The 25,224-nt window shown below is 38.8% G+C and carries 28 protein-coding genes; 4 read left to right on the plus strand and 24 right to left on the minus strand.

Annotated features, from left to right (window positions below):
• Positions 1-32: 32 nt before the first annotated feature.
• From AR337_RS21060 to AR337_RS21085, 6 genes are all read right to left on the minus strand, one after another.
• Entirely contained in the window at positions 33-296 is a 264-nt protein-coding gene (locus tag AR337_RS21060) for a hypothetical protein (RefSeq protein WP_059174022.1), read from the minus strand.
• A gap of 34 nt (positions 297-330) precedes the next feature.
• Positions 331-747, minus strand: coding sequence for a hypothetical protein (locus AR337_RS21065; RefSeq protein ID WP_059174023.1), 417 nt, complete (start codon positions 745-747; stop codon positions 331-333).
• A 107-nt stretch (positions 748-854) separates the two neighbouring features.
• Entirely contained in the window at positions 855-1,457 is a 603-nt protein-coding gene (locus AR337_RS21070; RefSeq protein ID WP_059174024.1) for a VanZ family protein, read from the minus strand.
• Between the two features lie 497 nt (positions 1,458-1,954).
• Complete coding sequence (locus AR337_RS21075) at positions 1,955-2,503, minus strand: DUF4240 domain-containing protein (protein ID WP_059174025.1); 549 nt, start codon at positions 2,501-2,503, stop codon at positions 1,955-1,957.
• A 95-nt stretch (positions 2,504-2,598) separates the two neighbouring features.
• A complete protein-coding gene (locus AR337_RS21080) occupies positions 2,599-3,033 on the minus strand; it encodes a hypothetical protein (protein WP_253702048.1) in 435 nt (144 codons plus the stop codon).
• A 104-nt stretch (positions 3,034-3,137) separates the two neighbouring features.
• A complete protein-coding gene (locus AR337_RS21085; protein ID WP_082687120.1) occupies positions 3,138-3,374 on the minus strand; it encodes a hypothetical protein in 237 nt (78 codons plus the stop codon).
• 784 nt (positions 3,375-4,158) lie between these two features.
• Between AR337_RS21085 and AR337_RS21095 the strand changes: the two genes are divergently transcribed.
• Both AR337_RS21095 and AR337_RS21100 read left to right on the plus strand, forming a co-directional pair.
• Positions 4,159-5,421, plus strand: a complete 1,263-nt coding sequence (locus AR337_RS21095) for an NAD(P)/FAD-dependent oxidoreductase (RefSeq protein WP_059174027.1) — start codon at positions 4,159-4,161, stop codon at positions 5,419-5,421.
• A 24-nt stretch (positions 5,422-5,445) separates the two neighbouring features.
• Positions 5,446-6,312: an RNA polymerase sigma-70 factor gene (locus tag AR337_RS21100; RefSeq protein ID WP_059174028.1), complete on the plus strand. Its 867-nt coding sequence runs from the start codon at positions 5,446-5,448 to the stop codon at positions 6,310-6,312.
• Between the two features lie 134 nt (positions 6,313-6,446).
• Here AR337_RS21100 and AR337_RS21105 read toward each other — a convergent pair whose 3' ends face one another.
• The 9 genes from AR337_RS21105 to AR337_RS21145 form a co-directional block, all read right to left on the minus strand.
• On the minus strand, positions 6,447-6,908 hold the full coding sequence (locus tag AR337_RS21105) for a GNAT family N-acetyltransferase (protein ID WP_059174029.1): 462 nt from the start codon (positions 6,906-6,908) through the stop codon (positions 6,447-6,449).
• Positions 6,909-7,112: 204 nt separating this feature from the next.
• A complete protein-coding gene (locus tag AR337_RS21110) occupies positions 7,113-8,072 on the minus strand; it encodes an NAD(P)-dependent alcohol dehydrogenase (protein WP_059174030.1) in 960 nt (319 codons plus the stop codon).
• 647 nt (positions 8,073-8,719) lie between these two features.
• Positions 8,720-8,920, minus strand: a complete 201-nt coding sequence (locus AR337_RS21115; RefSeq protein ID WP_059174031.1) for a hypothetical protein — start codon at positions 8,918-8,920, stop codon at positions 8,720-8,722.
• An 86-nt stretch (positions 8,921-9,006) separates the two neighbouring features.
• Entirely contained in the window at positions 9,007-9,573 is a 567-nt protein-coding gene (locus tag AR337_RS21120) for a dihydrofolate reductase family protein (RefSeq protein WP_059174032.1), read from the minus strand.
• Positions 9,574-9,946: 373 nt separating this feature from the next.
• Entirely contained in the window at positions 9,947-10,876 is a 930-nt protein-coding gene (locus AR337_RS21125; RefSeq protein WP_059174033.1) for a nucleoside hydrolase, read from the minus strand.
• Positions 10,877-10,898: 22 nt separating this feature from the next.
• A complete protein-coding gene (locus AR337_RS21130) occupies positions 10,899-12,080 on the minus strand; it encodes a NupC/NupG family nucleoside CNT transporter (protein WP_059174034.1) in 1,182 nt (393 codons plus the stop codon).
• A gap of 111 nt (positions 12,081-12,191) precedes the next feature.
• Positions 12,192-13,109, minus strand: a complete 918-nt coding sequence (locus AR337_RS21135) for a pseudouridine-5'-phosphate glycosidase (RefSeq protein WP_059174035.1) — start codon at positions 13,107-13,109, stop codon at positions 12,192-12,194.
• A complete protein-coding gene (locus tag AR337_RS21140) occupies positions 13,093-14,205 on the minus strand; it encodes a carbohydrate kinase (protein ID WP_059174091.1) in 1,113 nt (370 codons plus the stop codon). Before AR337_RS21140 ends, AR337_RS21135 begins: the two co-directional genes overlap by 17 nt.
• A 208-nt stretch (positions 14,206-14,413) precedes the next feature.
• Positions 14,414-15,361, minus strand: a complete 948-nt coding sequence (locus tag AR337_RS21145) for a DMT family transporter (protein ID WP_059174092.1) — start codon at positions 15,359-15,361, stop codon at positions 14,414-14,416.
• 372 nt (positions 15,362-15,733) lie between these two features.
• On the opposite strand from AR337_RS21145, the gene AR337_RS21150 reads away from it, so the two are divergent.
• The gene (locus AR337_RS21150) at positions 15,734-16,831 is read left to right on the plus strand and encodes a carbohydrate kinase (RefSeq protein ID WP_059174036.1); all 1,098 of its coding nucleotides are present in this window, start codon (positions 15,734-15,736) and stop codon (positions 16,829-16,831) included.
• 1,186 nt (positions 16,832-18,017) lie between these two features.
• Here AR337_RS21150 and AR337_RS21155 read toward each other — a convergent pair.
• Positions 18,018-18,995 carry an NAD(P)-dependent alcohol dehydrogenase gene (locus tag AR337_RS21155; protein WP_059174037.1) on the minus strand — a complete coding sequence of 326 codons (978 nt, stop codon included), beginning with the start codon at positions 18,993-18,995 and terminating at the stop codon, positions 18,018-18,020.
• A 510-nt stretch (positions 18,996-19,505) separates the two neighbouring features.
• Positions 19,506-19,736 carry a hypothetical protein gene (locus tag AR337_RS21160; protein ID WP_156424494.1) on the minus strand — a complete coding sequence of 77 codons (231 nt, stop codon included), beginning with the start codon at positions 19,734-19,736 and terminating at the stop codon, positions 19,506-19,508.
• A 160-nt stretch (positions 19,737-19,896) separates the two neighbouring features.
• Here AR337_RS21160 and AR337_RS21165 point away from each other — a divergent pair, with 160 nt between their 5' ends.
• The gene (locus tag AR337_RS21165) at positions 19,897-20,202 is read left to right on the plus strand and encodes a monooxygenase (protein WP_059174039.1); all 306 of its coding nucleotides are present in this window, start codon (positions 19,897-19,899) and stop codon (positions 20,200-20,202) included.
• Positions 20,203-20,285: 83 nt separating this feature from the next.
• On the opposite strand, the gene AR337_RS21170 is transcribed toward AR337_RS21165, so the two are convergent.
• From AR337_RS21170 to AR337_RS21200, 7 genes are all read right to left on the minus strand, one after another.
• A complete protein-coding gene (locus AR337_RS21170) occupies positions 20,286-20,702 on the minus strand; it encodes a hypothetical protein (RefSeq protein WP_059174040.1) in 417 nt (138 codons plus the stop codon).
• Positions 20,703-20,864: 162 nt separating this feature from the next.
• Complete coding sequence (locus tag AR337_RS21175) at positions 20,865-21,446, minus strand: hypothetical protein (RefSeq protein WP_059174041.1); 582 nt, start codon at positions 21,444-21,446, stop codon at positions 20,865-20,867.
• A 91-nt stretch (positions 21,447-21,537) separates the two neighbouring features.
• On the minus strand, positions 21,538-21,747 hold the full coding sequence (locus AR337_RS21180; protein ID WP_059174042.1) for a hypothetical protein: 210 nt from the start codon (positions 21,745-21,747) through the stop codon (positions 21,538-21,540).
• A gap of 33 nt (positions 21,748-21,780) precedes the next feature.
• Complete coding sequence (locus AR337_RS21185) at positions 21,781-22,158, minus strand: SET domain-containing protein (protein WP_059174043.1); 378 nt, start codon at positions 22,156-22,158, stop codon at positions 21,781-21,783.
• A 221-nt stretch (positions 22,159-22,379) separates the two neighbouring features.
• Complete coding sequence (locus AR337_RS21190) at positions 22,380-23,612, minus strand: RtcB family protein (RefSeq protein WP_059174044.1); 1,233 nt, start codon at positions 23,610-23,612, stop codon at positions 22,380-22,382.
• A 93-nt stretch (positions 23,613-23,705) separates the two neighbouring features.
• On the minus strand, positions 23,706-24,323 hold the full coding sequence (locus AR337_RS21195) for an NUDIX hydrolase (RefSeq protein WP_059174045.1): 618 nt from the start codon (positions 24,321-24,323) through the stop codon (positions 23,706-23,708).
• A 215-nt stretch (positions 24,324-24,538) separates the two neighbouring features.
• Complete coding sequence (locus tag AR337_RS21200; RefSeq protein ID WP_059174093.1) at positions 24,539-25,123, minus strand: Crp/Fnr family transcriptional regulator; 585 nt, start codon at positions 25,121-25,123, stop codon at positions 24,539-24,541.
• Between the last annotated feature and the right edge of the window lie 101 nt (positions 25,124-25,224).

The following is a 25,224-nucleotide window of genomic DNA, read 5'->3' on the forward strand; positions in this document are numbered from 1 at the left end:
AATGTGGAAATGCCCCATATACTCGAATGCTATTAAAAAGGCATTATTCCCGAGGGGATAACGCCTTTTCGTCTTTCTTTTTCTTCAAACCAATCAGCGAACCTGAACGCCAATTGTCCGGTACCACACCCTAAATCAAGCATTCGGCCATTACCATCGAGGGAAAACTTATCTATTAAATACCTTATTAAAGATGCTGGATATATTGGCCTGTAACGTGAATAATACCAAGCTGTATCCTTGAACAATTCATCACCATAATCTGTCATTAACAATACAACCTCTCTTATTTTCAAAAAGGTTCCTTCATTCTTCTTGGATTAACGCCCGCTAGTTAAATTGCATTCTCTTTATATTCTCTATTGGAATTCCTGCTTCTATATAACTTCTTACCAATTTCCAATCATTAGAACTATCTTTTTTAAAGGTCTGGAAAAATAAATTTGCTGAATTTAAACGCTCTCCTTTTATGAGAATCGTTGCAGATATGATAACCAACATCTCATCGGCTCTTAACGGAATAATAGAAATTAAGTTCAATTCCCATTGGGCGTTATTTTCTTTAACAAAATTAAACCCTTGTTCCCAACCAAGCATTGATTCTTCAAACCCAAAATCAACAATCTCATCCCCCGTAATTTCTCTTCCCTTATAATTACTTGATAATAAATCCCTAATTTCTGTTAATGAGGAAGAACGCCAAGCATCTAAATAAGAGTCTAGAAATTTTCTAAATTGATTATCCATAATATCCCCCTAATCTTTTTTATCATTAATTCTATCTAACAATGTATTATTCCTTTATTGATCTACCTGGCCCGTTGGCTCAATAAAATATTAAATAAAAAAGGCGGTTAATCCAGTGCTTTTATTTTAAATTTTTCACCAGTTTTGATGATAAGAACATAAATCAGGTAGCCCAAAACAACACCTATTACATTACAGATAACATCATCAATATCAGTAACTCGTCCCCATCCACCGCCAAAGGATTGTAACAACTGAAAAAGTTCAATAGTTACGGACATTGCTAAACCCAGAATAGTAACTGTTTTTAAATCTTTTATCTTTTTACTTACAATTGGCACTAAAAATCCGAATGGCATAAATAATAAAATATTTCCTCCCACGTTCCTAACAATAAGAGAAATCATAAAATAAACATCGCCTTCATAAGCAGTTCCAATCTGACTTATATCCCTAATAATTGATACAATGGGCACAACATTTATCGAGCGGAAAAGATTTTTATAGTCATTCTCAAACCCTATTGGTATAGGGAATAAGGTAACAGAAATAACCAAACAAATGTAGATGCCAAACACTAACTTCAAAATTTCCTTAAGCCAGTATATTTGTACTTGGTTCCTGTACTGCCATCCAATAAAAATGGAACGAACAATAAGATAGATTAGGACTCCTAAGACAACAAAAAAACTGCCATTAATCAAAATCAATCTCTTCCAACCCCTATTTCTTATTACTTTTCCCACCCTTATTTTACCATATAATCACTTAACTAACCTGCTCCCTTTAGCTCTATAAGGAAAAGCTTCCAGTTCAATAGCAGCCGTTTTAGAGTCTTCCGCATGACAGTATTTTAAAGGATTATCTTCATGTAAAATTCCATAAATAAGGGGAGTAATGTGTGTATATCACCGGTACACATCTTACACCGGCAGCAAAGCAATTTATCTCAATGCTGGATCAAAAATTCGCCTAAGAAATTGATATTAAGTTAAAAAAGACTCTCAGTTTCCCTTTGAACATGAAACAAAAAAAGCGCACTGCCCCTTAAGTACCAAGGGTTTTTGGCGCTTTTTCATTTTGGTTTTCGAGTTAATTTATTTTTGAACTCTTCGTTAGAAGATAAAAAGGAAGCAATAAATTAGGCCGTTTAGCAACTGTAGAAGGGCTGTTGTTAAAGATAAACACTTAATTAAGTTTTCTCAAATTAACCTAGTGGTTCTTCTCCAAATCTTTCCCAAAGAATAGGAAATAAATCTTCCAGATCATCTTCTTCCCAATCAAATTCTATGTCAGTTGCAGGCTGTAACCCCTTTTTGTCAAGAGCTTCTAATAGCTCATCGTATATACTGTCATTCCATTCAATATCACCTGTCTTTATCAGGTTATAGGCATCAAAGCCAACCGAGAGCAATTCTTCATTTTGCGGGTACCCTTCATCATCAAGGTTATCTTCATTTATGTATTCTGCTAAAAATTCTGGGTCTTTCATGACCTTGTTAAATATTTCTTCACCCTGCCCAATCAGCCATCCACGAAAATAATCAAAAGCATCATCAGAACAGCCACCCATCAAAACAAATGCCGCTCCCCATAAACGGGATTTATAACTATAGTTCATTAATTCTCTAAATAAAAATTCAAACTCTAAAACTTCCTCTAATCCTTTTTGAGCTAATACCTCAGTTAACAATTCCGCTTGATCATCATGTTCCCTGGACTTTTCAATTAAGCACCAAAATTCTTTCTGTTCCACTAAATAACCCCCCATTTTACTTAAAACAATTATTAAATTCGACTTGAAATTAGCGTCTTCCTTGTTCTAGACACGCACCCGTAAGTTTAATGAAGTTACTTACTATTATTATGCAGTTCAAATGACTCTTCAAAGTCATCCCATTTTACCTTTACTTTTATAACTTCATCCTTACTTACTTTTGCCCCACCTTTTGAACTACCTGAAGACGAAAATGTTACTGTTGATGGGGGTTCCGTGAGCTCTTCAGTTCTTTTCCCACTACTACTAATAGTTTCATAAGAGTATTCAAGTTTTTGTAATGAAGACAACTCTTCTAAAGAACCTTTATATTTTAATACGAATTCATAGCTATCTTCGTTCGAATAAGTTTTTTTCCCGTCCTTTTCTCCCCATTTTTCTGTTCCTTTATAGGAGTATTCAGCTTCCCAATGTTCACTTTCTCCACTAAATTGATAATCATTGGTCGTAGTTTCTGAACAAGCTGTTAAAAGCATTATTGTAAATAATAAAGTAATTATTTTCTTCAAATTTACTCTCCCCCCAAAAAATATTGAAGTGGAACATTCCCACATATTACTTATTTCAACATACTTCTAATAATGCCTCTTCTTTCACTAAACTGCCCGTTCGTTTAATAAGAAGGTGAATAAATCCTATCCGTATCAGTATCAATAACAAAATCAATTTGAATTTCACTGTCATAAGGGAGTTGTTCAAAGTTATGAAGAAGCGAGAACACGTTACCAAGTTCTTTAATATCAGTCGTTAAAGCCTTTGCCTGGAGATATTTTTGTTTTAATTCCTTTTTGGAACATTTTTTTCCTGTTAAAAGAGCTTGATGAAAATACCCGTCCACTTCAATAATCACTTTTATCACGGCTGGTTGCTAATCAGCCTTATAGCTTCAATTTTTATTTCTTAAACTTAACCCCGTTTGTTCAATAAGGAATTCAACAAAAAGGTGCTTTAATCCTTTTTGGATCAAAGACACCCGATACTCGAATAAGGAAATATAGTTTATATACTTACTATTACTGAATAAACAAATAATATTGCCAAAACAATTCCTATAACATATTTGGAGAAATGTTTAAGTTTATCGCTTTCAAAAGTCTTAATTAACAAGTAAAAAAAGCCGATTACCCAAATTCCATTTTGAAAAAAGGTAGAAATAATATTTTTAAACATATTGAAAAAGAAAAATAAGTCCATAAATACCCCTCCCATAGTCTAACAACATTTTACCATAAATATCCAAACTTTTGTTCAACTAATCTCCCTATAGTTCAATTGTAATCCTTCACAAACGACCATATCAGCAATACATAAGCGTTCAATTTTCTTGTGATTCTTCTTCCTCTATTTAAATGGTCTTATATTGTAATGACTTTTAGGGAGTAATACTCATTAAACCAATAACAACCATATCAGCAATACACAGGGACTCTTTTCCTCGTAGCAACTTAAAACTCATTCTTGTGCATCTCATTCCATTCTTTTAACAAACGCATTGGTGCGGCGCGTAAATAGGCTTCTTGAATCAGTTCGTATTACCTTAAGATACACTCCATCCAAAAACTTTTACCCCCATTTTGTCACAGAATCATTCACTCATCCGTTATGTTTGTAAATAATCGAAAAGGATGATTACGATGACAAAATATGAAGTGGCTATTGTAGGCGGGGGAATTGCAGGTTTAACGAGTGCGATCTATGCAGCAAAAGCAGGAAAACGAACCATTGTATTGGAGCAGCAAAAACAATTGGGAGGCAGAGCAATCACGAACAAAAGGCAAGGGGTATATTTCAATTTGGGCGCGCATGCACTGTATAAAGGGGAAGCATATGAAGCATTCCGGGAATTCGGTTTACGACTTGAGGGAAGCACACCATCTATTGATGCTTACGGGATGTGGAAAGAACAATTATTGCCTTTACCCACGAACGCATCCTCCTTTTTTCAATCGCCGCTCCTAAGTTTGAGCGGAAAGCTCGAATTAGCAAAGTGGTTCATTAAATTAGGAAAAATGGATACAAGCGTTTGGAACCAGATCAGTATCCGTGATTGGATTGAAACTCAATTAAATGATCCAATGCTGCGTAACGTCTTCTATGCACTGCTCCGGACATCCACTTATGTGCTTGCTCCTGAATTACATGCTGCTGGTCCTGCCTTAAAGCAGCTGCAGCGTGCACTAAAAGGAGTGTTGTATCTCGATAAAGGCTGGGGGAAAATTGTAGAAGAACTGCGTGAACTTGCTGTCCAACAAAGAGTGGAGATAGTCACCGGTTGTAAAGTGGCTACAGTCGAACATCAAGATCAAACAGTACATTCGATTTTATGTGAGGATGGCACTAGAATAGAAGCAGCGAATGTTATACTAACCACACCACCTTCTGTTTCTCACAAACTAGTTCCACATGCGGATCAAACAGCACTCGACAAGTGGAACAAGCAAGCGATTCCTGTGACCGTTGCCTGTCTAGATGTTGGATTGCTCCAGCTGCCGATACATGAGCACCAATTTATCTATGGATTGGATCAACCAATATTCCTTACACATCAAACACGAGAGGGAAAACCAAGGCCAGCTATCATGAGTGATGATGGGACAAAACTGGTCTCACTTTTTAAATATCAGGGGCCGCAAACAGATGCAGTGAAGGATGAGGTTGAGTTGGAGCGAGTGTTAGATGTTGTTCAACCCGGCTGGCGGAATGAATTAGTTATCAGACAGTTCCTTCCGAAAATGACAGTTGTCCATGACTTTCCTCATATAAAAAGAATCGAGAATCCAGGTCCATCTGTTCCTGAAATTGAGGGACTATATGTGGCTGGTGACTGGGCCTCGCACGGGGAACTGGTCGTTGATGCATCCGTAGCTAGCGCGAAACGAGCCGTTTCACAATTATGAAAAAACGAGAGAGGAAATCAAATTATGAGCATGGAAGGACTATATCGAACCTATCAACCTCTGCTTTTTTCCTTAGCCTACCGTATGTTAGGCAGTGTGATGGACTCAGAAGATATTGTCCAAGAGGCCTTTATAACTTTTGATCAGCTCCCCAGCCGCGAACAGATTGAAAATAAAAAAGCGTATCTATGTAAGATCGTCACCAATCGCTGTCTGGATTTGATACGGTCATCCGCAAAAAAACGCGAGGTATATGTCGGCCCGTGGCTTCCAGAACCACTGCTTGAAATACAGAATTCACAGAACGATCCTTCACAAGTCTTTTTGCAACAGGAATCCATCTCAACCGCATACTTGCTATTATTACAGCAACTAAATGCAACGGAAAGAGCCGTCTTTTTACTTCGTGATGTCTTCCAATACACGTATGATGAAATAGCTGAAATTCTTGGAAAAAGCAATGCAAATTGCCGGCAAATATATCACCGTGCGAAAAAAAGCATGAACTACCATCCTAAGAAACAACCTTCAATTTCAATTGCGGAATCGACAGTAAAAGAGTTTGTACAGTCGATCTTAAATGGCAACGTTAATCAATTATTGGATCTTATTAGTGAAGATGTGGCAATGTACTCAGATGGTGGCGGAAAAGTAAAGGCAGCCCAGATACCTATATTCGGTGCTACTGGAGTAATCCAATTGCTTCAAAACCTATTGAAAATGTATGCAGGAAAGTTCACCATCACATTTGCTACAGTCAACGGATGTCCAGGACTGATATTAACAACCGATGATCACCTGCAATATGTTTACTCCTTTGCCTTTAACGACAATCGAATTCAGACGATCTACACAGTTGCTAATCCAGATAAACTACGACATTTGCAATAAAAGACCCTATTAAATTGCAGTTCTTACTCTTTCGATAGGCAAAAAAAAAAAAACAGCTGGTTCATCTAAGCCAGCTGTTATTATTATTCCCCGAGTACATTGAGCTCTCTGAATTTAAGTTTTTTTAAAAAAAATCAAAGTTTGAGCTTTAAACCTTCATGTGTTGCTTTAAAACCTAAACGTTCATAAAATCTTAACGCGTCTGGTCTTTTTTTATCGGTTGTCAGTTGTACTAAATGACAACCACGTTCTTCCGCACGTTGAATTGCCCATTTTATAAGTTCAGTCCCTACACCTTTACCCCTTACAGAAGCTGAAGTTCTCACTCCTTCAATAGTAGCTCTCCATCCACCTTGATGTGTTAAGTAAGGTGTAAAGGTAATTTGTTGCACCCCAATTACTTTATTCCCCTCACAAGCCACTATTAACTCGTTATTAGGGTCAGATTTAATAGCCTCAAATGCTTTTATGTAACTATTAGGAAGTGGATGCTCATATCGTTCACGTTTACTTCCTAAAACATCATCAGCAAGCATTGCAACAATACTATCTAAATCTTTTTCAGTAGCCATTCTAAATCTAATTTCAGTCTCCAATAAAACCCCTCCTCTTTTTAGCCTTTAGCTACTATCTATGCTAACAGCTATGCAGTATAAGGGTAATTATAATTTTTTTATGACGTTTCATAAGTTTTTACATATATAATTTGTAGATTTTCTCTTTTTCTCTTCTTCCTCGATAAGAAGAAGTTCAACAAAAAGGTGCCTTAATCCTGATTGGACTAAGGCACCTGATATGTATTACTCCATTTTGATTTTAAGAACAATTTTCCCCTTTGTACGCCCACTTTCAATGTGCCGGTGAGCCTCCACGATTTGTTCCAAAGGAAAGCATTTCTCAATAACTGGTTTTAATTTTCCTTCTTCCACAAGACCACGTAAGAAATCTAGGTCTGTATCATTTGGTTTCGCAAGATGGATCTTTGCTTTCTTGCGGCCAATCAAAGAACCGACTATCATTTGAATGGGGTGATACTTTGGGTAGAGTGGATTTTCTGTAATGTAAACTCCCGTATCGGTTAGAGAACGCAAACAACTGAAAAAGGTCCGCTTCGCTACCGCATCGAGAATGACATCGTACTTCTTCCCACTTTTCGTAAAATCTTCCTTGGTATAATCAATCACGTAATGTGCCCCCAGTTCTTTAACCCACTGAAGGTTCGACGTACTGCAAACCGCGGTTACTTCAGCCCCGAAGTGTCTGGCAAGCTGAACAGCAAAGTGCCCAACGCCGCCTGAGGCGCCATAGATTAAAACTTTTTGTCCCTGCTTTACCTGGGCAACATTTCGTAATGCTTGCAGCGCAGTTTGGGCAGCACACGGTATAGCCGCTGCCTCCTCAAAAGTGGCGTTTTTAGGCATATGACTTAATGAATTCTGACGCGGTGAGACATATTCGGAATGGGATCCGAAACAACTCCCAAAAACATGGTCACCTGCCTTAAATCTTTGTACGTTTCTACCGACAGCCTCAATCGTACCCGCAACATCTATGCCCAGTATCGAATTTTTTGGTTTTGTCAGTCCATTGTCCAACCTTGAAGGCAAATAGCCCTTTCGGTACAAATTGTCTAAAGCATTGACCGAGGCACAGTGGACTCTAATCAGCACTCTATCATCATCTTTGAGGAATGGCTGTTCGACATCCTTTATCTCCAACACTTCAGGGGGACCAAATGTACTGTAAATAGCTGCTTTCACCTGTATTACCTCCTTAATAATTTTCCTGGGGGTGAACGTGTCATCTTATGTGAATCTATTCTCTTTCCAATAAAAAAAGGAGATACAATCAGGCTCCAGAGGAAAAGAAAGCAGTTGTATTTGATATTCGATTTTGTAGTTAGACGATGAAAAAATCGTCTTTTTAATATATTCTTCATACGAATATTCATAACCTTCTGAATAATAAAAATTATTAATGTGAGATGTTCATCAAAGAATACTTCTTATCCTTCAACACACTTTTGCTTCTTAAGTAACTTTCCGTTTTTGTTCAACAAAAAATGCGCTAATCCTCACTGGATCAACGCACTTTTCGATGATTATTTCTTATTTGCTAAAGAAAGCTTTTCTTTTGACGGAGTTTCATATTTTATTGGTTCATTTTTGCCAACAAATAACTCGCCGCCAACTCCATAAACACCATAATCACCAGGAGTATACGAATACACTCGATAAACTTCACCTGGTTCCAAGTAGCGAACAAGTATATTCTTTCCTTCTTATAACAGTAACACTCGAAAGAAATGATTACCATTTATCCGACTCGTCCTACTTTAAATACCTCATTGAGTCTTTTTTTTTATATACATCAAAGGAGTAAACTACCCCTTGCTGGTTGGCATTTGTCAGCCACCTTCTATACAAGTTGTTGTAGAACTTCCAACCGCAGAGTTTAATTCTCTAAGAAGTGAAGAAAGGTTATCCCCTTCAACTATTTCCTCCAAAGTACGTTTTGTCATAGGGATGTTATACTTTTCAAAAATAACTGCAGTAACTTCCCAAACATTTACGATTCTATCTGGCGACATATTCGCTTGTATAACCATTTTTGCTCCCCCTTACTTTTCATCTTCAGTTGCTACGCTTGTTCAATAATTAGTTTACAAAGTGGGACCTGTATACATGTACCCGTTTATTGACTAAGGTGATAGCATAGTTGAACAACGCCGGAGGAAAAGCTTCTTGTATTAACGAGTTTTAGATTCATTCTCTGCTTTATGTCGATAAACAATGGTTTTCCTTCTCCCAGGATTACAGGGTGAACAGATAATCTGAATTCATCAACAAGCCCTAAATTTATAAAAGTTGTAATAAGACTCGATCCGCCATACAGCCAGATGTCTTTACCAGGCATATTCTTTAGATTATTAACCTCTTCAAGGATATTATCGTTTATAAAAGTTGCTTCATCATCTGTCCCATTTTGCGATCTTGAGAATACAATTTTCTTCTTACTATGGACCAGTTCCCAAATTTCCTTGTCGGTATCAGAAACCTCAGTTCCTGGAGTATATTTTCCCCATAGATCATAGCTTTTTCTTCCATATAAAATAGTATCTATTTGATACAAGAAATTAGTGAACCCCATATCAGAGTCCATGATGCACCAATCCACTTCTCCATTTTTTCCTTCTATAAAACCATCTAAAGTAACTGCTAAATCCAGAATTACTCTTCTAGGTCTGTCATTATTGGACATGGTTATTCCTCCGATACCAATGTATTTTTCAAGAGTTTCCGAACGTTTTTATTAAAATAAACAAGGAACTGGCATAAGTAACTTTAACACAATTTTCCTTAAAACGTATTAAAGGACTCCCTTCAACCGTTGGGTGAATATTTAAAAACATAAAAAACCCGGCTTCAATTTAGCCGGGTCTGGTTACTATTTGTAATCTATGAAGTCTATATGGTGAGAGCAGGGAAATTTGATCTGAATTAAAATGATCCGATGGTTTAAGTGACATCCTTTCCGAATTTTGCTCGGACATTGTCACTCAACGGGATTTGTGCAACACCTTTTCAGCTTTTCACCAAATCTTTGTCGCTCAACCAGGCACCGCCACCCCGAATCAGTACTTTTTCAACGCGTCAATCATGAGCTTCCAGAAACCCTCTACATCCAACTCCAGCCCAAACTTAGCATTCACTTCTCTGCCGGTGACCCCATGCAAATCTACCAACGTCGTTCCCGCTGTAAACTCGCCTTTGGTTTCTACCGTAATATTTACATCTTTCATCTTAAATAATTCTGGAGCAACACAGTATGCGACAGTTAAGACATCGTGTACGGGTGCTCCATCGAAATCGAACATCTCTTTATAGGTAGAAGCAAAGAATACTAATAGTTCTCCAACGATATTGGCAACCTTATTATCAATTTGATTCACTTGAGCAATCACTTCTTTTGTTGCCAAGGCCTGGTGTGTGATATCCAGTCCCATTACCGCGATTGGAACGCCACTATCGAATACTTTTTTTGCTGCTTCCGGGTCGGCCCAAATATTAAATTCAGCCGTTGGCGTCCAGTTACCGAAAGTCCCCCCGCCCATTAGAACAATTTCTTCTATATTATTCTTAATTTCCGGTGCTTTCACTAAAGCTAATGCAATATTTGTTAATGGACCTGTTGGCAGAATAGTAACAGGCTCTTTGGATTCCTTTACTAATCTAATAATCGTGTCAGAACCATGTTCATCACTCCAGCTGCGGGACGGTTCAGGGAGCTCCGGACCATCCAAACCTGAGTCACCATGAATACCCGGTGCTGTTTCCCGGAAGCGCATCAAAGGCTCGCTTGCACCTTTTGAAACAACAACATCTGTTAAAGAAACCAAATCACAAATTTTCAAAGCATTATCGGTTGTTTTTTCAATTTCAGCATTTCCTGAAACTGTTGTGATTCCTAGAATCTCCAATTCCGGCCGTGCAGCAGCTAGTATAATTGCGATTGCATCATCATGGCCTGGATCGCAATCGATAATAATTTTTCTTTTACTCATACCATTCACCTCATTAAAAGTTTTACATTACAAGACCCATCATTGTTCCTGAAATGACAGATGCTAATGTTGCACCCAGCAAAAGTTTCAAAGAAAATTTTGCAACATGATTACCTTGCTTTTCACTAATTGCCTTGATGGAACCAGCAACAATTCCTACAGTTCCGAAGTTGGCAAAGCTAACTAGATAAACAGATACAATTGCGACTGTTTTATCGGAAAGCTGGTTTGAAATTTCACCAAAATTCAACATTGCCACAAATTCATTTGTTATTAGCTTAGTGGCCATAATTCCACCTGCCTGGACTGCTTCCGCCCATGGAACACCCATTAAGAAAGCAATTGGTGCGAAAATAAAGCCAATAACCGTTTGGAAAGAAATCTGGAAAACGCCAAGGAAAACGACATTGATCATTTCCATTAAGGAAATAAACCCTAATAGCATAGCAGCAACAATAATAACGAGTTTAAATCCATCCATTACACTTTCTCCAACCATTTGGAAGAATGGAAGTCTTTCTTTTTCTTCTATTTGGATTAAATCTTCATCTTCGTCCAAATCATATGGATTGATAATATTCGCAATGATTAGAGCACTAAATATATTCAATACGACAGCGGTTACAACAAATTTCGGCTCTAACATTTTCATATAAGACCCAACCATCGCCATACTGATCGCACTCATTGCTGATGTACAAATCGTATAAAGCCTTTTTGGCGTTAGCAGTGGAATTTGTTTGATAATTGTCAAGAACACTTCTGGTTGTCCAAGTGTAGCAGTGGATATTGCGAAATAGCTTTCCAGTTTTCCCATGCCAGTTATCTTACTTAAAAATAAGCCTAAATATTTGATGATAAATGGCAATACTTTTATATAATTTAAAATCCCAATCAACACGGATAAAAATACTAGCGGTAATAAGACTGAGATGAAAAATGTAAATCCGCCTTCATTCACCATTCCGCCAAATACGAATTGAATCCCTGCATCAGCAAGCTTCATTAATTTTTCAAAAAACACGCCTACTTTTGTAATCGCAACTAAACCGATATTGGTATTCATCATAAAGAAGACTAAGAGGATTTGTACCCCTAACATGATTAGAATACGTTTATATTTAATATGTTTTCTATCATTACTGACTAGGAAGCCAATAACAAAAATAAACAAAATTCCAGTCAATAAAAAGATAAAATTCATTTAAAGTCCACCTTCTATTGTTAGCGTTTTCAGCTTGCTTTTTAAAAAAACAACTTCTATAAAGCTTTGACACTTTATAGAAGTTGAGGTTATGCCATTTTAACAATTCAATTAGTTTGTTTTGCTGTTGAAGCTAACTGCTAGTTGAGATCCTACTTTAGCATTGTGTTTTACCAATTCGATATTGGCTACAAGGCTCTTGCCTTCAGTCATTTCTTTGATTTTTCCAAGCAGGAATGGCGTTGTATCTTTACCGGAAATGCCTTTTTCTTCTGCTTCTTTAACCGCGCCAGTGATAATGCCATTGATATAATCTTCATCCATCGCATGCTCTTCTGGAATTGGGTTGGCGATTACTGCTCCACCTTTAAGGTTCAATTCCCACTTCGTTTTTAATGTGTCAGCAATCACATCAAGTGAATCAGTATGGAAGTTCAATTTATGTTCGCTTCTTCTAGTGTAGAATGCAGGAAGAACTTCAGTTCCGTAGCCAATGACAGGAACTCCTTTTGTTTCAAGGTACTCAAGCGTAAGGGCTAGGTCTAGGATTGATTTCGCACCTGCGCAGACGACCGCTACATTTGTTTGTGCCAATTCATCAAGGTCTGCTGAGATGTCCATAGTCGTTTCAGCGCCTCTGTGAACTCCGCCGATACCGCCTGTTACAAAGATGCTGATGTCTGCTAATTCAGCACAGATCATTGTTGTAGCGACAGTTGTCGCACCCAATTTTTTAGTTGCAACGATTGCAGCCAGGTCACGTCTTGATACCTTCGCAACGTCCTTGCTTTTACCAAATAGCTCTAATTCATCATCTGTTAAGCCGATTTTGATTTTTCCGTCGATAATCGCAATTGTTGCTGGAACCGCACCATTGTCGCGAACGATTTGCTCAACTTCGCGAGCCATTTGAACGTTTTGTGGATAAGGCATACCGTGTGAAATGATTGTAGATTCTAGTGCTACGATCGCTTTGCCTTCCTCTTTTGCTTTTTGTACCTCTGCAGATAGTTCAATATACTGTTTCATTTTGAAATTCCTCCATATCCAAGTTGAATTGTTGTTGGGATAACTCTTGTCTAACTGTATATTTAGACATAATGGTTTTGTGCGCATTGACTAAACCAGATTTAATAATGTAGTCAAGTTCTTTCTTTTGTAACCAGGAATAAATAACCCCTGAACAAAATGAATCCCCTGCACCAGTCACATCGACAACCTTTGGTGTTTCAATAGCCGGGGAATAGTAGATCTCGCCACTTTCAACTCCCGACATTACACCTTTTGAACCATTCGTTACGATGACATTTTTTACTCCTAAATCGAGCCACTTCTTAACGGCTTCTTTCCAATCATGTTCATCATTGATTTTCATATTCATGTATGTTTCAGTTTCGTCCCTATTTACAATGAGCCAGCTTACAGCATTCAAGGTTTTTGGAAGCCTGTTCATTTTTGGCCCCGAAACAGGGATAACAATTAGTGGAATATGATATTTTGATGTGAAAGCACTGAGAAAATCAATCGTTTCTCCTGGACAATTCAAATCAACAACGATACATTTTGCTTTTCTAAGAATATTACTGTTTTTAATTAACAACTCAGGTGTTATATGTTCATAAATATCCATGTCGGCTAATGCGACTGTTAAATCGCCGTTCTTATCTAAAACTGCAGTATAGGAACCTGTTGACGAATGTTCAAATTGGGCGACATGCTCCAAGTTCATAAATGGTGAGGATAATTCATAAATCATGTCCCATTCGGAATCATCGCCTCTGGCTGATAGTAAAATTACTTCCTCGCCTAATCTTCCTAAGTTTTCAGCAATATTTCTTGCTACCCCTCCTACCGAAGTAGAAGATTTCACCGGATTGGACGTTTCGTTCGTAATTTCCTCTTTCGCGTAGAACTTTCGATCAACGTTAGCCCCGCCAATGCAGATAATAGGAGTTGCTTCGTTTATTACAAAAGCCTTGCCTAAAACATATTCTTTCTTGACTAGTTCAGAAATACTATTGGCAATGGAGGAAATAGGTAATCCCATTAATTCTGATAATTCCTCTTGCGAAATAAATGGATTTGCCCGAACCATTTCCAAAACCAATTTTTCGCTTCTTGTAATATCATCCGTCACCGTACAACCTCCTTCCGTGACAAAAGTTTATCAAATAAACATAAGTTTAGTATACGTTTTCATTTCTGAATGTCAACAATATTATCTGAAAAAATAAATCCCATAATTAGCCACCATCTGCAGAAATGGACTGTAAATGCACTGATTATGGGCGTTTGTTAGCTTGTCTGCTGCTCGAAAAAATGAAATGCCAATATTAACTAGTACGTTTTTCTAATCCACCTAACATGTTTTGAGTTTTTTCATGTTGACTTGACGTTATTTTTTTTCTAAATAAACGATTCATATTAAGGATTGTTGGCAAACTCATTCCGAGAAGGATGGTAACAATTCCGGCAATTTGCAAAGCCGTAACCTTTTCGCTTAATAAAATCACGGACACCATTACAGCGATTGGAAATTCAATCGCACTCAAGATCGACGACATTCCCAATCCAACTTTAGGAACGGCAATCGTGAATAAGAAAACAGGTATAATCATGCCGAATAATCCCAATGCCAGGCCATACATCCAAAGGCCTTCGTTAAAAAACGTCCCGTTCCATATAATTTCCGGAGACTGGAATGTTGACGTAACCATAAAAGCAAAGAAGGAAACGAAAACTAACCGATTGGAAGTTGTCATATTTCCGGCTGCCTTTCCATTTATAAACAAAAATAAAGAATAACAGAGAGCTGCCGCTAACCCCCATAGCCACCCTTGGATAGGGATTTGCGACAAATCAACATCAATCAAACCAGCTGCCGGTATCGTTCCGGCTACCAGGACGATTAAAGAGATGAGTTCAACTCTGGTTGGGAATTGGCGTTTTGATATGCAGGAAATCAGCATGCCTATCCATGTAAATTGAAACAGAAGGACAACTGCCAAAGAGGCTGGCAGGTAATTTAATGATTGGCCATACACGATATTTGTTAATCCTGTTAAAATGCCCGCAACAATTAGGATTTTCATGCCGACAAACGTGAATTTTGATCTGTTTGCAATGAAAAAAATACATAGCGCGATAAAAAAGCCGCTAAAAAATTGGCTTGTAACTGCCTCCGAAACGGAAAAACCACTACCCATCGCCAGCTTTATGATGGTCGAAACGACACCATAACTGCTGGCTCCAATCACTACCAACAAGGGATAGAGATACATCTTCATTATTCAACTTCCTCCATTCATTTATTCAGCAATACATTTGCATAATGATTTTGACTATCAAAAAAAAATCATAGCTTCCACTATAAAACACAGATTGGCCATTTTACAATTATTTTTTTGTGGCAATAGGAAATTGACTATCGTTTGTTTGTCCTATTTCAATAGCGTATAATTTATTTGCCAAATGAATGAAAATCTGAGTATGTTTGGGATTAACGTTTTAAGGGTGGGTTGTAAAAAACGATCTTCCTTGTTAGCCATTGTTGTGTACCAAACAGAATTTTTTTTGTTAATCCTTGTAAAATTAAGCGTTTACAAACCTTTGTTTATAGATTAATCTATTGTTTAAAGTGAGGGAGATCTTCTATGGATAAAGAGAAGCAAATTTTGCATTATATTAGAATGAACCCTTTTATTTCCCAACAGGAATTGTCAACTAAAGTGGGTTTATCACGGCCTGCCGTTGCTAATTATATTGCCAATTTGATCAGGCACGGTGAGATAAAGGGACGAGGCTATATTTTAAGGGAAGAATCGTCGATTATATGCATTGGAGGGGCTAACACGGACCGGAAAGCACGAACGGAAAAGAAAGTGCGCTTGTATTCTTCCAATCCGGTCAAAATAACTGAGGCTTGTGGCGGGGTTGCACGCAATTTCGCGGAAAATTTAAGCCGGCTCGGCGTGAGCGCTTCTCTAATGACTTGTGTCGGGGATGACATAGAAGGGAATTGGATCCTGAAGGAAACAAAAAGCCAGGGAGTTGACGTTAGCCAGGTATGGGTGCTGCCAACAGAAAGGACAGGAACTTTTACTACTTTATTAGATATTGATGGTGAAAGCATTGTCTCCATGGCTGATATGAATATATACGAAAAATTGACCATTTCCATGTTTGAGGAAAAATGGTCTCATATCGCTGCCTCACAAGCGGTTTATTTGGATACGAATATTCCCCGGGATTGTATAAGTTACCTGATTAATCGCTGCAAAGATGAAGACATTCCTATATTTATCGACCCTGTCTCTACGGCAAAGGCACAAAAACTTCCTTTACGCCTTGATGGAGTCAAACTATTGCTTCCAAACCGGGAAGAAGCGGAAACCCTTGCCGGAATTAAGATTGACTCAATTAACGATTGCCAAACAGCTTGTGAAAAAATACGACAGCGCGGGGTTCAAAACGTGATTATCACTCTGGGGGATCAGGGGGTATATTATTTCTCTGCTGAGGAATCGGGGCATTTGCCCGCATTCCAAACTGAGGTTGTTGATGTCACAGGAGCCGGCGAAGCATTTGCGTCCTGTACAATATACGGACTCATGAACGGTAATTCGTTATCGAGCGCCTGCCAATTAGGCCTTGCCGGTTCTGCTCTCACCCTGCAGACGGAAAAATCGATCTCACCCTATTTAAAACCTGAAAAAATTCATGAACTCGTGGAGGAGTTTTCGGGAGAGTAGACTTCTCGGGCTAAGCTGTCATACATTTGGGCTTAGGGTGACAGCTTTTTTGGATTTTGGCGGGCGGTTGTCACATATACGGGCTTAATCTGACAACTAAACCGGATTTCGGCTTGCGCTTGTCACATATCCGGGTTTATTCTGACAACTATACTGGATTTCGGCTTGCGCTTGTCACATATCCGGGTTTATTCTGACAACTAAACTGGATTTCGGCTTGCGCTTGTCAAATATCCGGGTTTATTCTGACAACTACACCGGATTTCGGCTTGCGCTTGTCACATATCCCGGTTTATTCTGACAACTATACTGGATTTCGGCTTGCGCTTGTCACATATCCGGGTTTATTCTGACAACTACACAGAATTTCGGCCTGCGCTTGTCACATATCCAATCTTATTCTGACAACTAAACCGGATTTCGGCTTGTGCTTGTCACATATCCAGGCTTATTCTGACAACTAAACTGGATTTTAGCCTGCGCTTGTCACATATCCAGGCTTATTCTGACAACTAAAACGGATTTTAGCCTGCGCTTGTCACATATCCAGGCTTATTCTGACAACTAAACCGGATTTTTCCCTGCGCTTGTCACATATTCGGGTTTATTCTGACAACTAAACCGGATTTCGGCTTGCGCTTGTCACATATCCGGGTTTATTCTGACAACTAAACTGGATTTCGGCTTGCGCTTGTCACATATCTGGGTTTATTCTGACAACTAAACCGGATTTCGGCTTGCGCTTGTCACATATCCAGGCTTATTCTGACAACTAAACCGGATTTCGGCTTGCGCTTGTCAAATATCCGGGTTTATTCTGACAACTACACCGGATTTCGGCCTGCGCTTGTCAAATATCCGGGTTTATTCTGACAACTACACCGGATTTCGGCTTGCGCTTGTCACATATCCCGGTTTATTCTGACAACTATACTGGATTTCGGCTTGCGCTTGTCACATATCCGGGTTTATTCTGACAACTAAACTGGATTTCGGCTTGCGCTTGTCACATATCCGGGGTTATTCTGACAACTAAACCGGATTTCGGCCTGCGCTTGTCACATATACAGGGTTATTCTGACAACTAAACCGGATTTTCCCCTGCGCTTGTCACATATCCGGGTTTATTCTGACAACTAAACCGGATTTCGGCTTGCGCTTGTCACTTAAGAGTTTTTATGTGAGACTAAACTGGATTTATTACATTAATAACCACCTTTCCCTTGGCATGTCCTTCTCCAAGGTACCGAATACCTTCTTCTGCCTGACTTAAAGAGTATCGTTTATCTATAACAGGTACTACCTTGCCTGCCAAAAAAAGTTCCTTTAAAAAGTCCTGATCCTTTATGTTTGGTTTATGAGCTAGGATGGCCAGTTTCTTCTTTTTAGTTTTTGAAATCAAGGGTCCTAGGAGCACTATTTGTAAAATTAACGAAATGGATCCACCGACCATAACATATGTACCATTAGGGTTTAAGACGCGCTCGTAATCAAAAATTGGCCTAGTTCCTACAACATCTAGAATCAAATCGTATAGCTGCTCATTCTGGGTAAAATCCTCTTGAGTGTAATCAATGACATGGTCCGCCCCAAGGGATTTGAGCATACCCAATTTCTTTGTACTATCAACACAAGTCACTTCAGCTTTATACATGTTGGCGATTTGCAATGCAAAAGTTCCGACCCCTCCGCCAGCCCCATTGATTAAAATCTGTTGGCCCGCCTGAATCCCGCCTTTATCCCGAAGCCCCTGCAAGGCAAGAACTCCTGCTTGAGGGATCGCCGCTGCTTCCTCGAATGTCATGTTTGCTGGTTTCAAAGACAACGCATCTTCACGAACGCATACGTATTCCGCAAATCCACCCCAACCACACCAGGAAATATCCCCAAACACCTCATCTCCAATAAGAAGGTGTTTTACATCTCTGCCAACTGCTTGAACACTCCCCGCTATATCCGCACCGAGTATAGGATATTTTGGTTTTAGCAGTCCCCCAATCCGAGACAGAAATGGTTTACCTCTCAGGAGATCCCAATCCCAGGAATTTACCGATACTGCATGAACTTTTACCAATACTTCATTGTTCTTTGGAGCAGGAATTTCTACTTCCGTTAAATTGAGAATGCCTGTTGTTCCGTATTTAGTGTAGACCATCGCTTTCATAAAGAGTTCTCCTTTTAATTTTCGTTTCGGCAGGAATCATTTTTGAAAATAATGATGGTGTGGGACTGGAATGCTGTTGGCGATGATGGTAGAGCTAAATAAAGTCCTATCTTGTTACCATTTCAACCAGCTCTTCAATAGTTCCAAGACACTTCTCCACTTCTGGTAGATGATAAAACGTACTAGTCGTCTCAAAATTAGTAACTTCACCATCCGGTGAATATAAAACTATTCTTTTCCATTGTCCTAGGGCAATTCCTAATTCCATATGGCTGCCTTTCCCCGCGGGGAACAATACTATTAAAAAATCAGCTTCTTTTACTGCCTAACACTACTCCGTTTATCTTTGATCGGTTGCTATTTTAAAATGACTTACACGATTATTTTCATCAAAGTAAATGACCAGCCAGGCGTCAAGAATACTGATAAAGCCCGGTCCGTGCCTAAATTATATGCCAGGGCATTGTCGCTCCTATTTCCCCTATGGCCTAGATCTGTTGCTCCTAATCCCTACAGTTCCCCCACCTTAACCAGCCCATAAATAAACAGAAGCAGTCCCAGCAAAATAACTCCTCCCATGACTGAGAACACGAAATCAAAGAGAAATGATAGAGTACCCATTTTTTTGTTTTCCATAGACTTTGCTTCATGAACAAAATAGAAAATCGCTCCTACTATAAGAATTAATCCCAGCAATGATACGAAAAGCCAAACCATCTGCCCCGCTCCAATCTTTTTCAATCTCCAAAATGGTTGTAAATTAAGGTGAGCATACCATTTAAACCCATCCAGGAAACACAGCTTAAATAATGGAAAAACCCTCCCTATACACAAATTTCAGACTTGAGCAAAATTATCGCTAAAGTGATAGTATAGTTAAAAACAGCTAGGAGTGTTTATCGTGAGATATTTATTGCAAATCGATTTTAAATCGGATGGCCCATTTGGGGATGAAAAGGCAAAAGAGAAAGTTGATTTAGCAAAAAGCATTAATGATGAGCCAGGTGTTATCTGGAAAATTTGGACTGAGAATTCTGTTACGAAAGAATCTGGCGGGGTGTATTTATTCGAATCCGAAGAGACTGCTCAAAAATTCTTGGAGATGCATTCAGCCCGTTTAAAAAACTTTGGTTTTGATGACATTCGCGCGAAAATTTTTCAAGTACACGAAGAATTATCACTAATCAATAAGGCACCAATCAAATAATGAAGAAATTGATTCCAGGAGCAGCGGCTGCAAAGTCGTTGCTCTTTTCTGTAGTGGATATCTCCCCCTTATGTGAAAAAGGCCTATGGTTTAAAGTTTAACAATCCCAACAATTTCGCTGTATCACCTTTAAAGTTAAATACTAAAGCCCTGCCTTTATCGTCAAAAAACATAAGGTATGGATTTTCATAAGCGGGAAAAATAATGATTACCTCATCCACAGGTCCATTAAACAATGAGGTTTTCACCATAGTTCTGGGTTCAAAAGGAACTCTAATCATAAAACCTTCGCTTGGAACAGGATTTAATTTGGGGTAAATACCTGTTATCCCTGTAAGGAACTTCTTTACCTCTTGTTGTACCTTTGGATTCGGTTGTGCGGTTTTAACTACTTTTCCTTTGGCAATATCAAATATTTCAATTTGTTGGTGCGTTTGAGCTGCAGTGGGTATTGAAATAAAAGCCATTATTATAACGCATACGACTATCTTCTTAATCACTCATACCACCTCAAGGGTATTATCCCCTTCAGCGGATAAAAATTTCGACTATTTTAAGCAGGACTGTTGTTTCATTTTGTTCTTTAGGAATTCTACAAAAAAAGCGCCAATCCTTCCTGGATAAACGCCATTAGCTGGAAAAGTGAATCCCCATATAAGAAATTAAATTAGTTCTGCTGTTTTTAATACATTTTTAAAATGTGATATTTCATTTAACTTTGGATATTTTTCGTTAAGGTGCAAAAGATAGTTTTTAATAGAATTAATACTTCCTTCAATAACATCCTCTTTCATTAAGACATTCACCCCGGAGACAGGTATTACTTCTTGAACAGAAACCTTTTCCCCATCATACCAAGTTTGTTCTTCGGCAAAAACACCGTCCATTATTGCAATCACTAGTTTTCCCTCTTGAATGTCTAAGTCCATAACAATCGATTTGCTACTTTGCCAAGTATGCTCCGTAATTATAACTGTTTTGTCTTCAGCTCTTATTTTGTCGACCCCTTCCAGAATGGCTTCAATCATAGGAAATACGGGTACAGCAATTCCTCGCTCTGAAATCGTAGAAGTTCCTTCATAATATTTTTCATAAAAGGATGGTCTGAAGCTTTTAAAAAAGGATTCCCCATCGACAAGGATATCCATGAATCCCCAGAAATCGTATTCCTCATATTCATTTTCAAATATCTCCACCAGGTTTTCTTCGGGTTCAGTGGTAAAAACTATTTCAAATTTGGCCATGCTCTCCCTCCTAGAGCTATATTTGGGTAAAATAAAATAAAAAACAGCGCCAATTCCTAATAGAAATCGGCGCTTGATTAAGGTTTATTGATTAGCGTGATACTTTCGGCGGCTGGCACACGTCACATTTACGCTGGTGGTTATTTTTGAATTTCGTAAATGTTTTTTCGAAATTGCTGCCACATGCACATTTAAATAGCAGCTTTTGCGAAAAACCGTGATACTCCGTTGATAGCAATTTGCTTTCTGAATTTTTTTCAACAAATTCCTTGATCCTATCGATTGTCCATCGTTTATTCATTTGGAAATTCCTCCGAAATTGGCGCGCATCTTTTTAGTCCTTATTAAACCACAGTTCTTCTTTGTCATCAACGTCGCCATTATAATTGATTAAAATTTCTTCTCCCGCTTTTATATCTGTGTAAGCGTAGAAATCGAACGTGTGGTTATCAAAATTAATATCATACGTTGCATTCGGTTCATACGAATGGTTAAATAGCATCCCATAACCAAGAAGGATCGCGGTATGGTTTATGCCATACTCAAAAGCGTAATCAGCAAGTAATGTTTTCTCTATATGTTCATGCTGGTCGTTTGGATAGGAAATGACGGGTGCTTCGTGTATAAGCTCCCCTTTTTTGATATCACGTTTCGCAAATACGCCTCTATTGAATTCTCCATTACTAAGTGAAGATGTTTTTATTTCAATCATGCACTTCTCCTACTCACTTTTAATATTTTCTTTCTAACTGTACCATGAATTTACTACTTTGGCTCATTTTCTTTAGGGTATCCAATTTTATCTTTGGCAATTATTAATTGGGTAAACTCCCCTTTGAAAAAAGAATTGTTTTCTCGTAACTATCGCTGCTACAATTGATAATAAAAATGCGCCAATCCTTCATGGATCAACGCACTGTTTTGAGGAAGCAATTATCTTTTCTTTTTGTATCTTCCCGGAATATAGTTTTCGCTAGCTTTGAAGTTATAAACCGGCTTAATAATAGTGGAAATTGCAACGGTTTCCTCAGCCTTTTCTAAAATCTCACCCATCGACTTGTACGCCATCGGTGCTTCGTCCAGCGTCTCTTCGGAAACGGATGTCGTCCAAATGCCTTTCATCGTAGAATTGAATTCATCCATGCTTAGCGTTTTTTTCGCTTTCGACCGGCTAAGAATACGGCCGGCTCCATGTGGGGCGGAATAATTCCACTCCTCGTTTCCTTTGCCGACTGCAAGGATCGATCCGTCCCTCATATTGATTGGAATGATGAGGCGTTCTCCTTTTTGGGCGGATACGGCTCCTTTTCGTAAAATCAGGTTTTCGGTATCAATATAATTATGCACCGTATCGAATCGGTCCAATTCTTCAAATCTCATATTGTCGACAATTACTTGGGCAATTTCTTCCCGGTTTGCCTTTGCATATGCTTGAGCTAATTTCATGTCATGCATATAATCGAAAAAATCATTGCCTTCCAAAAAAGCTAAATCATTTGGAATGACAGGAGTCTTTTCTTGGTAGCTTTGAATGACGCTTTGGATTTCCTTTTGGCGCCCTTCAGCTTTCAGTTTTTCAATGATCTCTGTTAAATCCTGACTGCGAAGTTTAGAGATCGCAAGTTTTTGATAATAGGTGGCGATTCGTCCTCCGACAAAACGGCTGCCAGTATGAATGGTCAAGTAGTGATGGCCATCCGAATCAGCTGAAACTTCTATGAAATGATTCCCTCCACCCAGCGTTCCCAAGGAGTGCAGGCTTTTATTTTCACTAAGGATATGCTCGGCTTTAAATTCTTTTACAGGTGGAAAACTCGTCTTAATTTGCCCCACAGTCTCCTCGGTGTGAATATCCATTCCACTAGGCACCCTGTTTCGAATAACCTGATCCAGTTTATTGAAATCAACCTTTTTATCTGAAAGCTTCACAGTTAGGACGCCGCAGCCAACATCAACTCCAACCAGGTTCGGAACAACTTTATCCTTTAACTGAATGGTTGTTCCTATCACACAGCCTTTTCCTGCATGATAGTCCGGCATAATGCTAATCTTCGCATCCTTCAAAAAAGATTGATTGCACAATTCTTGAATTTGCTCAAGCGCGGTATCCTGAGGATAATTGGAAAATACCGTAGCTTCTGTGTGTACGCCTTTTATTTTTATCACGAGTTCTCCCTCCCTTTATTTAACAGAATACTATTAGGCTAGCACGGGGAACCCGTTTAGGCAACGGCATTTCGTGCGACAATTTAATGAGAATCAATCAAACCAAACAGGTTCTTTCGGATTATGCAGGTGTTTAAAGGCGAGTTGAATTTGAGATTTTGTATTTCTTTCTATTGAAAGCGGCGGCAACCCATTTTCCGAAAAAAACCCGACTGCGCTTGTTTCAATGCCTTCCTTAGCCTCCCCGCCAATGATTTCGCATTGGAAAAACAGTTTATATGTATGATAGGGAGATGGAGGATGCGGATGGCACTTTTTATCGAGCACCCCGATTAGTTTTAATACTTTGACATTAAACCCTGACTCTTCTTTTACTTCTTTGACAGCAACTTCACTAGGTGTTAACCCTATATCAGCCCAGCCGCCTGGCAACGACCATCCGCCGTCTGTATTTTCTTTAACCATTAAAATTTTGCTTTCCCTGAATACAACAGCCCGAATATCGACCTTCGGAGTAGCATAGCCCGTTTCATTGGCAAATAAATCCGCAATTATGTTTGCCTTCAATGAAGTGTGTTGGGACATGATTTCAACGCTTATTTTTCTTATCTCTTCAAACCTCTCCAAGTCATATACATCCTTGGAATACGTCAATCCTGCCTGTGCAATCGATTGAAGCTGCTTCGCCCATTCCAGCCATTTAGGTTCCATACCTAATCACCGCCAGTCTAATAATATTAACTGTCTTCATTATAAACCCGATGAAGACACTTTCGAAGCGGAATAGCGTTTGAAACTTTCTCATAACCAATTTCCGGGCTCGTCTCTTGACTTAAGTCAATGCAGGTAAACATCCCCCTATTTATAATGTAATCATTACTTAAACTTAGGGGGTTTTTCATGGCTAAACGAAGATAGGTTATCGGTCAGCGAAGGTCTTGGTGGATTCTTTTTTTAATTCTGCTTAGTGACTCTGGAGTAATGCCGAGATAACTGGCCAATTGATGTTGGGGTACCCGATCGATGAGAGATGGGCGTTTCATTTGCAGCGTCTTGAAGCGTTCTTCAGGCGAAGAAGCGATAAAAGCAGCGAATTCCTCTTGGACCTGACTAAAGTTCTCCTCGATCATCCTGCGAGTCATCGTCTCCAATTGTGGGTGTTTGTCGTACATGTCCTTTTCCATATCCAGGTCTCCAACGACCATTGCTGAGTCTTCAATGCACGTGTAAGTGTAATCGGACGACTTGTCTGGTTTGTGATGATTGAAAATGGCGATGGCTTGCTCTTCGGTGTAGAAATTGGATGTGATCTCCCTACCATCCTCATCGATAGCATACTGCCTTACGCAACCTTTTAAGATGAAATAACATTTTGTAGGGGCATCTCCTTGTTTAAAAAGAACTGTTCCCTTTTTAAATTCTTCTATACGAATCTCGTCCACTATGGCTTGCTGATCTTCCTCGTTAAGGGAAGTCCATCTTGACATATACTTGTATAAAATATCTTTCATTACCACGTTCCTTCATCTCCTTCCCTTCCGTTCTGCTCATATTCATTATCTAACGTTAGGGAGCCTTTTGTATAGGACCGTTGCAGTGGATCATAAAAATT

Source organism: Bacillus sp. FJAT-27445, from assembly GCF_001510665.1.
Classification (GTDB): domain Bacteria; phylum Bacillota; class Bacilli; order Bacillales; family Cytobacillaceae; genus Bacillus_D.